The organism is Candidatus Krumholzibacteriota bacterium (assembly GCA_034520215.1).
GTDB lineage: Bacteria > Krumholzibacteriota > Krumholzibacteriia > Krumholzibacteriales > WJIX01 > JAGHBT01.
The window spans coordinates 1257957-1271198 of the sequence record JAXHNR010000001.1; the positions used below are offsets into that span (position 1 = coordinate 1257957).

The following is a 13242-nucleotide window of genomic DNA, read 5'->3' on the forward strand; positions in this document are numbered from 1 at the left end:
CATAGAGATACTAAATTGAACTTTCAACCCGGGCTTTATCAGAGTTACCCGTGGATTTTATCTCTTTATTCATTCCTGTAATCTCTTTTACAAACATATCTTCCAGAGAGTATTTAACGGAAGCAACCTTAATTATTTCAGAGCCTTTATTTAATAAATACTGCAACACACTCCTTGTATATTCCTGTTTTTTTACAACCAGAAAGACCTTATCACCCACTCTATTTACAGAATCCGTATATTGCGCCACAATTTGCTCTCCGCCATGCGGAAACGCTTTCGCTGTTATCTCAACTTTTCCTTTTCCAATCTCAAACAGTTCATCGAGCCCAACATCTTTTACTATCTTCCCTTCACGAATAATACAAACCCTGTCGCAAAGAGTTTCCATGTCAGAGAGTATATGCGATGAGAAAAATATCGTTTTCCCCTTCTTTTTAAGCTCAAGAAGAAAATCCCTTGTCATCTTTCTTCCCAGAGGATCAAGCCCGGAGAATGGTTCGTCAAGTATGAGTAAATCCGGGTCATGAATTACAGCCTGAGCTAGCCCCGCGCGCTGCAGCATACCCTTTGAGAAACCGCTCAATCTCTTTTTCCCGTCCCCCGCCAGACCTACCCTGCTTATGACATTCGTTATGCTGTTATTTAATTCTTCACCGCCGATACCGCTCATCTTTCCGCAAAACTTAAGGAACTCCTCGAGCGTGAGGTGTGGATAAAAAAATGGATTTTCAGGCAGAAAGCCTATTACTCTCTTCGTATGAGTATCCGTGATAGACCTGCCGAGCACACTGACACTTCCCGAGTCGGGTTTTATGAGCCCAAGTATAATCTTTATCGTTGTTGTTTTTCCCGCTCCGTTAGGTCCTAAGAACCCGAGAATCTCCCCCTCGCGGGCGGAGAAGGAAATGCCGTGAAGAACTTTACTCTTCTTAAATATAAAATTGCCCCTGAAAGTTTTTGTGATATCTTTAACCCTTAGAATATTCATAAATTGTAACCGCCTTTAGATCTAAATTCAGGGCTTAACAAAATTAAATTCAAGGTTTTGATTATTAATGAATGCCGCCTGAACAATATCTTTGCATCCATATTGATAAATATGACAAATTCCTTGCTGTTAACCTTATTTTCACTTACATACTTTGCTTTTTGCAGAAATTATGCCAGAATCCTCCGAAACGCGGCAATACGAAGTTCTTGTGGAGTTTCCCCAATTTTTATAACCTATAAGGTAGTCGATGATTTGTAATAGTATGCGGATGGTTGATATTTTCAAAATCGTTGTCGATTTCTCGCCGGCCGAGGAAACCGCTGGCTCTCCCGCCTCGGGCTCGCTCTTTCTGCCCCTTCGGGTCAGAAATCCTTGCCCGCTCACCACTCGGCGAGGGTTTTGAAAATGTCAACCATCCGCACTCATCAGCAATGAAAACCCTATTCCACTTACCAATCCTGATAACTTATTGTATCTCGCAATGTTAGTAAAATACTTGCCGGATTCTTGAAATCTATTATGGAAGTTTTGGCTGAGGATCACCCCCCCCGGAATTTTTTTAAGATATAAAAAAACGGGCGGCCCGTGTGAGCCGCCCGCAGCAATACTGAAAATTTAATCTTTCTTACTGTCCACTCGTCAATGTGAGTACCAGTTCTCCGGCTGTTTCACCGCAACCGGTGATAGTATAACCCATTGAAACTCCTGAAGCGTTTGTTGTATCTACGTAACCTGTCTGACCAGATGTAGCAGCGGTTCCATCGATCGGTTCCGTAGAAGCGTTGGTAAATGGATTTGACAGGAGAGCACCGCCGGGCAACAAATCAACCATATTATCGCCACCTGAAAGAGTAGTTGATAGATCTGTAGCGTATACTCCGTTATTCTGGACGGCAAAATCTTCAGCCGCCAGCTGTACTGTATGGCAGTTTGACTTAACTGAAGCCTCTTTCGCTCTCGACTGCATACTGATAAAGTTAGGAATAGCAATCGCGGCGAGAATACCGATAATCACCACAACGATCATAAGCTCTATTAGCGTGAAACCCTTGTTATTCATCCTGCACCTCCTTTTAGGTACTTACTTTCAAAGTTTATACTTTGAAAATCAAAATTTTACGGCTTTTAAAACCGTCGAAACTCTTTTTTTTAAGACCTCTTTCGGTCTCACCTTTAACAATGGGCAATTTATATGCCAAAGCCGTCACAGGATTCATAAATGCTAAGCCTTTGCCTCATTTGAAGTTATATTAGCACCGAACTTAAGATATATTGCCGTTGATTGTAAATTGCCATTTCGGACTCCAGCTTTGCAACGGTTCATTATTCTGACCCCACCTTCTGTCCTTCACGGCTTAGTCCGTAACGCTGGATTTTCCGGTAAAGCGTTGACGCGTTAATCCCTAATATCTCACTGGCCTTCTTCTTTTGCCATCCCGTTTCATCGAGAACTGAGATTACATACTCCTTTTCAAGCTCCTCTAAGGTTATCTTCTCCCTGTCTAAACTCAGCTTTCTTTTACTTCTCGAATGAAAACTTATCTTGTCCGGAAGATCATGCGGTTTTATTTTATCACCCTCCTGCAGTACAATTGCCCGTTCAATTATATTTTCCAGTTCACGCACGTTCCCCGGCCAATCGTAATTTACCATCAGTTCCAACGCTTTGTCTGAAATTGTCTTTTTTCTTTTTAATTTTTCTGATGCCGTCTTAAGAAAATGTTCGACAAGAAGAGGTATGTCGCTCGGCCGATTCTTAAGAAGAGGAATCTTTATAGGTATAACGTTCAAGCGGTAATAAAGATCCGGACGGAAATTGCCCGCCCGCACCTCTTCTTCCAGATCAGCATTGGTTGCCGCGATTAAACGCACATTTACTTTTATGGGACTTGTCCCGCCAACCGGCACTATTTCTCTTTCCTGAAGAACCCTCAGCAACTTAACCTGAATCGCCGGTGATGTTTCCCCGACTTCATCTAGAAAAAATGTCCCCCCGCAAGCCACCTTGAATAATCCATCCTTATCTCTGATAGCTCCGGTAAAGCTCCCCTTAACATGTCCGAAAAGCTCACTTTCAAGGAGATTCTCCGGCAGGGCTCCGCAGTTAATGGAAACAAAGGGTTTATCAGACCTGTTACTTTCATGATGTATTGATTTCGCGACAAGTTCCTTGCCTGTTCCGCTTCTTCCTCTTATAAGAATAGTACTGTCGGTGGCGGCAACCTTTTTCACCCTCTGAAAAACCTTCTGCATCGGTTCGCTCTCACCTATAATATTCTTATAACTATCCTTTTTCCTCTGATTCTTATTTATATAGGCATTTTCATTACTGGTTCTACGCGCCTCAACCGCGTTATGAACTATCATCTTTATTTCATCATTCTTTGCCGCCCTTTTAACCATATAGTGAAAAGCGCCTTTATTAAGAGCGTCAATCGCTGTTTTCTGTGAAGCGTAGGCGGTCATAATTATGACGGGAAGGTTCGGTTCGTGGCTTTTCACAGCTGAGAGAACTTCAATACCGTCAATCCCCTTCATTTTTATATCGGTCATAACGGCGTCATATTCCGTATTCTTTATCTCCGATATAGCCCGCTTACCGCTGTTGACCGTTTTGACGTTATACCCTTCCTTATTAAGCATTATTGAAAGGTATTTACACATACTGTTTTCATCATCAACTATTAATACTCTCTCGCCAGCCATTTATCAAAACCTCCCGCAATTTATACTAGTAAGTTCATATTTAACCTCATCGATGCCTATCCTGTTTCTATTATCCTCTACAGGAATCATGATCTTAAACGTTACTCCTTCTTCCGAATTTTCAGCACTTATAGATCCTGAATGACTTTCGACAATCCTTCCGGCAGTAGCAAGGCCTAACCCCGTGCCGCCGTCCTTCGTTGTAAAGAAAGGTTCAAAGATATGTTCCAGAACATCTTCCGGTATTCGCGGCCCGTCATTTGTAAATTCTATTTCCGCGTACTTAGTTTTATCGCTACCTTCCTTGAGCATATCTTCAACCAATCTGACTCTGATATAGATGTTCCCGTCTCTTCGAACAGCTTCACAGGCGTTAAGTCCCAAATTGAGAAAAACCTGCCTGATTTGTTCGTCATCGGCATAAATTCTTACCCCTTCAACATCGCTTTCAAAGGTGATATTAGCTCCTCCGCGGATATAGGAACCGTGCTTTAAAAGAAGAATCGTTTCTTTCAGGCAATTCTCTATATCTATAGAGTCAAATTCCGGTTTTCGAAGTCTCGCGTATTCAAGGAAATCGGTAATCATTCCATCGAGCCTGTCTGACTCGCGAATAATCAGATCCATAAGTTCACCGTTCTCTCCAGTAAGATCGAGTTCATCCTTGAGCATTTCAGTCGACCCGCATATAGACGCGAGAGGCGCTCGAATTTCATGCGCGATTGCCGCTGAAAGCTCTCCGACAGCAGCCATTCTGTCTGATCTTCTTATTTTATCCCTCATCCTTTTTACTTCGGTTAAATCCTGAAACAGGGCTACAACACCCTTCTTTTCCCCTACTTCATTTTTCAAAAGTGAAATATTTATACCTATAGGCAATATTCTCCCGCCACTCCTCGAGAGTGTTATTTCACCCCTGTTTCGCTGAACTCCCGTCTCCATAACAAGCATCAACTGCTTGAATAGGGGAGTCATACCCGGAATAATCTCTTCAAAATGTTTCCCTTCCGCGGCTGCGTTTTTCTCAACTTCCAGGATTCTCCTGGCAGCGGGGTTCATCGAAACAATACAGCCTTCCAAGTCTATTACAACCAAACCGCTGCTCATGTTATTTACAATAGAATCATTATTCAGCTGTATTCTCTTTATCTCTTTTTCCCTGTCGGCCAGTTCCTTACCGCTTCTTTTTACTCTTTTAGAGAAATATCCGCTTATCAGCCCCGTTGAAACGAATACTCCCATATGTATGTATCCTCTAAGTAATGAATCAAAAAGATTCTGCCGCGTGAAAATGAGGGCTCCCTCCGGAGACCTTACATGGCCGCTGATCTCGAGAAGACTGTAGACAATATAAGCCGAGGCCGCTACGAGTGAAGTAACAAATCCTCCCGAGACGCCAAAATACAACCCGCCGACAAAAATTGGAAGTATATAGAGTATTGAAAAGATCGAGCCCGAACCGCCGCTGTAGTGAACTATAAGTGTCAGAACAGCAAGGTCAATACCTATCAGAAGACGAATCAGTTTGTTGAACGAAACTCCGTTTCTGTAGGCAATATAAACTGCTCCCGTCCCGAGATATACTACACCGAGAAGACTGTAAAGGGCGACGGCTGACAATTCTCTGCTTTGAAACTGCAGGGCAATAATAGCCGCTCCTACTATCAGTGTCGCCACAACAATCCTGATATAGACAATGTTTCTTATCTTTTCATCATCCCGGTAAGCACGCGGTATGAAATTCATGGCTTCCTTCCCCGAAAAGAGATTTAACCTCCGGAAACAACAGAAATCAATTTAAACATAGGCAGATACATCGATATCAGCATTCCTCCGACAATAACTCCCATTACAACAATCATAATAGGTTCTATAGCGGAGGTAAGAGCATCTACGGCACCGTCTACTTCTTCATCGTAAAAATCGGCTATCTTCTCTAGCATTTCGTCGAGAGCACCCGTCTGTTCACCAACACTAATCATTTGAACCACCATGGGCGGAAAAACTCCACTCTGTTTAAGCGGTTCAGCGATAGTATTCCCCTCTCTGATGCTTTCTCTCGTCTTGACAACCGCATCTTCTATCACCTTGTTTCCGGCTGTCTTAGCGGTTATATTAAGTCCGTCAATAATGGGTACACCGCTGGCAGTGAGAGTGCCGAGAGTCCTGGTAAACATTGCGACCGCGCCCTTTCTTATCACTGTCCCGAGAATGGGTAAATTCAGCAGAAACCGGTCAATTCTCCTTTTACCATTATCTGTGCTGTTATATTTTTTGATACCAAAATATATTCCAATTCCCGCTCCCAGAAGCAGATACCAATTAACTCTGAGAAAATTGCTCAGCCCCATTACAATTTGTGTCGGCAGAGGCAGATCACCTCCAAAATCAATGAACATCTTGGCAAAAGTAGGAATAATAAACATAAGCATAAAGATTGTGGCACCGCCCGCGACAAACAAAACTATTGTCGGATATGTCAAAGCTCCTTTTATTTTACGCCTCAGGGAATCCTGTTTTTCAAGGAAAAGGGCTAATCTATTAAGAATAAGATCAAGGATTCCACCCGATTCACCGGCATCCACCATATTCACAAACAGCTCACTGAAACATTTATGTTTTGACAGAGCCTCGGATAACGTGGAACCTGATTCAACATCTTCCATAACTTCTGTTACAATTTCTCTGAAATTATCCTTTTCGATCTGGCTGGACAGAATATCCAGGCATTGAACGAGGGGCAGTCCGGCATTAATCATGGTCGCGAACTGACGCGTAAAAATTCCGAGGTCTTTAATTCCGATCTTCTGCTTAAACCCGAAATTAATATTCAGATCTTTGGGTTTCTGCCGAACCTGGGTAAGAATAATCTTCTTCTTCCGAAGATGACTGGCAAGCTCGATCTTGTTGTCAGCTTCATACTCTCCGGAAACGTCCTCGCCGGCGGGTGTCCTTCCCTTCCATACAAAAGTGGTAGCCATTTATATTCCCCCTTTGTCCAAATTACTTTCTTAGTTGATAGTTTTTACTTGTATTCTTTTCTCCAAACATCTGTTTGAGTTCTATTGTATCAGGACTCCTTCTAATCGCTTCATTTCTGGCTATTTCCCGCTTAACAACAGCTCTGTAAAGCGCCTGATTCATAGTCTGCATTCCATATTTCTGTCCCGCCTGCATGAGCCCGTATATCTGATGAACCTTGTCATCTCTGATTGTCGCGCTTATTGCCGGAGTGCAAACCATAACTTCAGCCACAAGTACTCTTCCCTTTCCGGATATATGGGGAATAAGCTGCTGCGTGACAACACCTTTCAAAACAAAAGCCAACTGAGCTCTGACCTGCGACTGCTGAGTCGGAGGAAAATTATCAATTATTCTATTAATAGACTCAAAGGTGGAGTTTGTATGAAGGGTCGCGAAAGCCAGATGCCCTGTTTCAGCTATTGTTAAAGCGGCCTGCATCGTTTCCCGGTCTCTCATCTCTCCTATGAGTATTACATCCGGGTCCTGACGGAGTACATACTTAAGCGCTATAGCAAAACTCTCAGTATCCGCTTTTACTTCCCTCTGATTAACTATACATTTTTTATGTCTGTGTATATACTCAATCGGATCTTCTATTGTAATTACATGCTCCGAGCGTTCACTGTTTATCTTATCAATTATACTCGCTAGGGATGTTGATTTTCCACTGCCCGTCGGACCTGTTACCAGAATTAATCCTTTCCTCGATTCAGCAAAATCTTTTACGACGGGTGGAAGACCCAGAGTTTTAAAATCAAGTATTTCATATGGAATTTTCCTGATGGCAATACTTGTAACTCCCCGCTGCTGGTACACATTCGCTCTAAACCGTGAAAGCCCCTGAATCCCAAATGAAAAATCCAGTTCCTTGTCATTTTCATATCTCTTCTGCTGATCTTCGGTCAAGACACTGTACGCGATTTGTTTAGACACATCCGGAGTAACAGCATCATACGCAGTCGGTTCAATCTTGCCGTCTATTCTAAGAACGGGCGGAGCGCCGGCCGTAATGTGCAGGTCGCTTGCATTCTTTTCGATCATCTCCTGAAGCAGTGTCCTGATATTCAACATGTCCCCTTTTCTTTCAAAATACTGTTAATCATCACTTGTTTCCTTCAAAACTTCTTCAACGGAAGTAATACCGCTTTTAATTTTGTCTACGCCGTCTCTTCTCAAAGTAAGCATACCTTCCTTGATAGCTTGGGTTTTAATCTCGGCGTTTGAAGATCTGTCTAAAATCATTTCTTTTATTCTTGCCGACACAAGCATCACTTCATATAATCCTGATCTTCCTTTGTAGCCGGTATTGTTGCATCTGGGACATCCAACCGGCTGATAGATCTCAAAATTCGATTCCTCTTTTTTCAACCCGAGTTCTTTGGCCATCTCCGGATGCATTTGTGTTTCTTTCTTGCATTCCTTGCATAAACGGCGTACAAGCCTTTGAGCCAATATAAGATTCGTAGAACTGGCAACAAGAAAGGGTTCAATCCCCATGTCTATCATTCTGTTTATAGTGCTCGGAGCGTCGTTTGTATGTAAGGTACTCAGCACAAGGTGTCCGGTAAGAGCAGCTTTTACCGCTATTGAACCTGTATCATGATCTCTTATCTCACCAACCATCACAATATTGGGATCCTGACGCAGAAAAGCCCTCAGAGCTGAGGCGAAAGTAAGTCCTATCTCCGGATGAACATTGACCTGGTTTATACCCTCGAGGTTGTATTCAACCGGATTTTCGGCGGTCATAATATTATGATGCGGTTCATTTATTGTGCTGAGAGCGGAATAAAGAGTAGTTGTCTTACCGCTTCCTGTCGGACCGGTAACCAGAACCATTCCGTACGGTGATTTTATCGCTTTAGTGAATTTCTTATACAATCCGGGATTAAATCCGAGTTTAGTTAAATCAAGTTCAAGGTTACTCTTATCAAGAATCCTCATTACAACTTTTTCCCCGAATATTGTCGGAAGTGTACTAACGCGCAGATCTATTTGTTTAGACGCGATACGAATTTTTATACGGCCGTCCTGAGGTATTCTTTTCTCCGCTATATCGAGTTCCGCCATGATCTTCAGCCTGGATGTGATAGCATTCTTCATTCTGTAAGGCGGGGACATCACTTCATGAAGAACACCGTCAATTCGGAATCTGACCCTTACTTTCTTTTCAAAAGGCTCTATATGGATATCACTGACATTCCTGTTAACCGCGTCTGTAATAAGGGAATTGACCAATTTAACAACCGGAGCATTAGCATTCTGCGCGTCGGCCAGCCCCAGATCTTCTTCTTCTTCTTCTTCGACAATTTCAAAATCTTCTTCCATGTCGCGCATCACTTCAACGAGCGAATCAGCTGAATCATAGAAGCGGTCTATAGTCTTTTTTATTGAACTCTCTGTTGCTACCACGGGACGAACTTCAAGTCCGGTAATAAATTTAATATCATCTATCGCGAAAATATTATCAGGGTTGGACATCGCGACTGTTAATGTTCTTCCATCACGCCTTACGGGTACAACCTGAAATTTAGTGGCAACCTCGGCAGGTATCAATTCCACAGCCTGTTCATCCGCCTCGATATCTTCCAGAGCAATTGCCTCTACCTGATAAAGCTGTGAAAGAAATTCTGAGAGCATTTCTTCAGACAGGGCGCCTATTTTTACCAGGTTATACCCTATACTGCCGCCGGATTTATTCTGTTCTTTAGCTGCCAGCCCAAGTTGATCCTCAGTTATAAGATCGGTCTCCAGCAGTTGTTCTGCAATATTATCTTTCAAATAGCTCATCCACCCGTAAAATGTTTAAGAAAAAAATAGTTCCAGATAATAAGTGCAATTTCATTCTTCTAAGTGCAATTTCATTCTTCATATCCGTAATTTTGTATAACTTTCCAAATATTTTCAACTTTCTCAAAGCGCAATTAATATGCCATTATCCTGCTTATTTCCTTCCGGCCTCTATGCTGCAGCCAATTCAGGGTATATATGCTCGAATTGCAATCTGTTACTTGAACTAAAATCCATCTACTATATCGCTTAATGACCAGCGGTTCTCAGACCAATAAAAATAAAATGACCAATAAATTAACGGATACTAATGTTTGGACAAGAATCTCTACCAAGGTGATTTTGCATTATGCAAATACTCTGGAAGATAATGCGAATTAGAAATATAGCGTATAAAACGCGCAAAGACTGGCTTGAAACTTACCGGGTGGGACAAAAATCAATTGACCAGATCCCATATTATCCCGATTCTAAAATGTCTTTCAGACATGTAATAGCCTGGAACAGTCTGATAACTAAAGTTCATTATATTCTTAACCTGAACCTTTATAAGAGCGGACATGAGAGTAATTGAAGCAGAAAAATTCTGTACAGCGGCAGGCTCGAGGTCCACTGACCCCCAATTTCTTCTTCCAGTCTCGATTGTATTAAAACGCAGGGTAAGTGTCTCGGAATCTTTAAATACGGGTATTTTCAAATAGAAGTTCCCGTTAACCCGGTATTGGGGTATTCCATATCTATAATCATTGGAACTGATAAAATACTCGCCCGAAATATTATAACCATAGCGCGCCCTGCGGTATTTTCCAGAGGTGCCGTATTGAGCCTTCACGCCTGAAACTTCCTGTGTTTCAGAAGAGTTATATAATTTGTCGCTTCCGCCGGCAGACCTGACGCAGCGGTCTTCATGTCTTAGAAACAAGTTCAGTGAAATCCCCGAACTGAAACGTTTTCCTGCTGATATTTCGTGAGCTATTTCAGGTTGTAATTCTCTGTTGGCAATATAATTTAAATCATAACAATCTAAGATGGTATCAGGTTCGGGATGGAAAAGCATCGCGGAGGAAGGAAGCACCAGCTTCCTTGAGATTATCAGAGTTTCATATGATCTTTCTCCCCCCTTATGTGTTATACCGAATTCTCCTCCCAAATAATTTCCGGCCTCACTGTGACCTCCGCCGTAAACACCCGCTCTCAAGGCAAATTTTTTCTTAAAAGGGGAGAAAAGAACAAAACCTCCTTGATAATTTTCTACTTCAGGGTCAACATTCTTACCCTCGAATCTGTTTTCATATATATCACGCCGCCCGGAAAAGAAACTTTTTAATCTCGACCGGCCCAATTCTTTTTCTAACCCCAGGGAAACGCTTGACCTTAAACCTGAAAGTTTCGCCTCGAAACGTTTCTTTTCAAAACCGAAATTGCTGACTGACATCTTAAAATCATGATATCTGTAATGCAACTGAGAATCAAAACCTCTGGTTCTTATATTTTCTCGACTCGAACAAGCCGTTCCTTCATATACATCCTCAAATCTTGTAAAATGAACAAAACCTCTATTTCCCGGATCCCGTCCAAGTGATACCTCCATTGAAACCGATTTGGCGTGATCTTTTCCCACATACCTGTCCGGATAATCCTGAAGGGGTTTATAGGAATCCTGCAGGTATCCATTGTAAATGATTGTACCGTTTATATATGATTTCGGTGTAGAAAACCATATCCTTCTTGCTCTGCGATTGTTTGCTCCGTATGTAAAATTGGCCTGCGAGAATGGTGTTTCTCTTCCTCCTCTCTCTATAACGACATTGATCGCGCCGCTATTTGAAATATGCCCTGTTAGAGCGGGAGAACCGCTGTAAATTATCTCAACTCTCTTTACGCGTGAAAGGTCGACAAATTTAACGAGGGCTTCGGATTCATATATATCAGTCAGAGGAATACCATTTACCAGAAGATTAACACCTCTGTTTCCCCTTCCTCCGATTGAAAAACCTGTTGAAGAACCGGGCGGACCTTCACGCCAGTAAGATACACCGGGAATTATTTCAAGTATGTCATCAAATGTGTTGATATTATAATCCCGTAAGTCTTCGGCTGTGAGAACAAAAACTTCACCCGGAAGAGAAAGCGAATCCGATACAACGGAACCATCCGGAAGCTCACCGGCTGAAGATATACAGGGAAAACTCATAACTGAGAGAATCGCCGGTATAAAAACAAAATATTTATTGATTTGCCCTGCAAGCATCATTAAAGCCCGCGACCTTTACAATAGGCACTACTGCCTGAGAAAAAATAAGTGAGTTGATAAAAACATGTATTAATATAAACACAGCTCCAGCTGAGAAAAAACCGATTATTCCGTCTAATAAACCATCTAAGCCCAACGACACGTACGCGGAAGCAATTGTTGTCAGAATATCATAAAACAGAGTTATCAGGAAACCTGAAACAGCACTTACTACAACAGCAATCCCTCCTCCACCGAGAATTATATTTCTCAGAAGACCGCCGGCTATCCCTATAACGAGAAATCCTGTTATCTGAGCGGCGAGAAGGGGGGGAAGTGAAACTCCGAACGGATTAAAGAATGAATACAAGGTTATAGAAAGGATTCCTGTTACAGCGCCATAACGCGGTCCGGTAAATACTCCGCACAAAAACACAGATAAAGTCATCAGCTCAACATTAGGCACCGCGGCAAGCAGATATCCTAAAACAACAGTTAATGATGTGAACAGAGCGGCAAGAATGCTTCTGTATCTTTTCGAGGTGGATCTCATATTTAAGCTCACAAACCTGAAAGTTAAGCCGAAACAAAACATAACACAGGAAATACTTTAAGCAAGCTCGCAAGGGTGGTCAAGAAAAATGTCCTTTGGCAGCGGCCGTTTTAAGTAACTCAACAGACTCGTATGGAGCGCCTTTCCCTCCCACATCAACTTTCATTGCTATTTTAGAATGAAAGTCCGATCCTCCTGTGGGAATTAATTTCATTTCTTCCACTATGGTTAGAATATTATTCTCCAAAGCTAAATTATGATTCGGGTGCCATACCTCCAGCCCTGCAAGGCCTTTTTCAATAAATTCATTTAATAATTTTGTTTTTTTGATTTCGAATGCCGGATGAGCCCAAACCGGCACCCCGCCTGAATTCAATATAAGTTCAATAACTTCATCTGAAGAGAATACCTGCTTGGGAACGTAGGCGTTAGAACCGTAGCCTAGAAATCTTTCAAAAGCTTCCTGAAAAGATGAAACAATTCCCTTTTCAAGCAGTGCCACGGCAATATGGGGCCTGCCTATAGAATCGGCACCCGCTGCCGCGGGCAGGTCCGCAAAGGACAAAGTAATTCCACTTTTAGAAGAGAGTTTTCTCAGAATTTCTTCAGCCCTCAAGCGCCGTTTATCCCTGAGCCACTTCAACTTCTCCTCAATTAAAGTATCGTGTATATCAATGCAGTAACCCAGAATATGAACGATCGTGCCACCGTTACCTCTCGCGCTGAATTCTATTCCCGGTATAACCTCAATTCCCATTTCACTTCCAGCCTCCATCGCTTCTTTCTGACCATTAATAGTATCATGATCAGTTACCGATACCGCGTCCAGCCCGTATCCCGCGGCAAGCTCAACAAGCTGACGAGGGGATAATTCACCATCAGAGTAACTTGAATGGGTGTGAAGGTCACAACAAAACCTGCTTTTTTTCATTATTATTTCTT

10 protein-coding genes are annotated in these 13242 nt (G+C 42.4%); all 10 read right to left on the bottom strand.

Annotated features, from left to right (window positions below):
- Positions 1-10: 10 nt before the first annotated feature.
- Positions 11-991 (bottom strand): ABC transporter ATP-binding protein, encoded by a 981-nt coding sequence (locus U5O15_05480; protein MDZ7860105.1) that lies wholly within the window; start codon positions 989-991, stop codon positions 11-13.
- Between the two features lie 628 nt (positions 992-1619).
- On the bottom strand, positions 1620-2054 hold the full coding sequence (locus U5O15_05485; protein ID MDZ7860106.1) for a type II secretion system protein: 435 nt from the start codon (positions 2052-2054) through the stop codon (positions 1620-1622).
- Positions 2055-2317: 263 nt separating this feature from the next.
- Complete coding sequence (locus U5O15_05490; protein MDZ7860107.1) at positions 2318-3700, bottom strand: sigma-54 dependent transcriptional regulator; 1383 nt, start codon at positions 3698-3700, stop codon at positions 2318-2320.
- Positions 3701-3703: 3 nt separating this feature from the next.
- Positions 3704-5446: an ATP-binding protein gene (locus U5O15_05495; protein MDZ7860108.1), complete on the bottom strand. Its 1743-nt coding sequence runs from the start codon at positions 5444-5446 to the stop codon at positions 3704-3706.
- 23 nt (positions 5447-5469) lie between these two features.
- Positions 5470-6681 carry a type II secretion system F family protein gene (locus U5O15_05500; GenBank protein ID MDZ7860109.1) on the bottom strand — a complete coding sequence of 404 codons (1212 nt, stop codon included), beginning with the start codon at positions 6679-6681 and terminating at the stop codon, positions 5470-5472.
- A 22-nt stretch (positions 6682-6703) separates the two neighbouring features.
- Positions 6704-7795 (bottom strand): type IV pilus twitching motility protein PilT, encoded by a 1092-nt coding sequence (locus U5O15_05505; GenBank protein MDZ7860110.1) that lies wholly within the window; start codon positions 7793-7795, stop codon positions 6704-6706.
- 24 nt (positions 7796-7819) lie between these two features.
- Positions 7820-9514 carry a type IV-A pilus assembly ATPase PilB gene (gene pilB / locus U5O15_05510; GenBank protein MDZ7860111.1) on the bottom strand — a complete coding sequence of 565 codons (1695 nt, stop codon included), beginning with the start codon at positions 9512-9514 and terminating at the stop codon, positions 7820-7822.
- Between the two features lie 439 nt (positions 9515-9953).
- Positions 9954-11768 carry a Plug domain-containing protein gene (locus U5O15_05515; GenBank protein MDZ7860112.1) on the bottom strand — a complete coding sequence of 605 codons (1815 nt, stop codon included), beginning with the start codon at positions 11766-11768 and terminating at the stop codon, positions 9954-9956.
- Complete coding sequence (locus U5O15_05520) at positions 11743-12300, bottom strand: hypothetical protein (protein ID MDZ7860113.1); 558 nt, start codon at positions 12298-12300, stop codon at positions 11743-11745. The genes U5O15_05515 and U5O15_05520 overlap by 26 nt, the downstream gene beginning before the upstream one ends.
- Before the next feature lie 79 nt (positions 12301-12379).
- The gene (locus tag U5O15_05525) at positions 12380-13231 is read right to left on the bottom strand and encodes a PHP domain-containing protein (protein MDZ7860114.1); all 852 of its coding nucleotides are present in this window, start codon (positions 13229-13231) and stop codon (positions 12380-12382) included.
- Positions 13232-13242 lie beyond the last annotated feature (11 nt).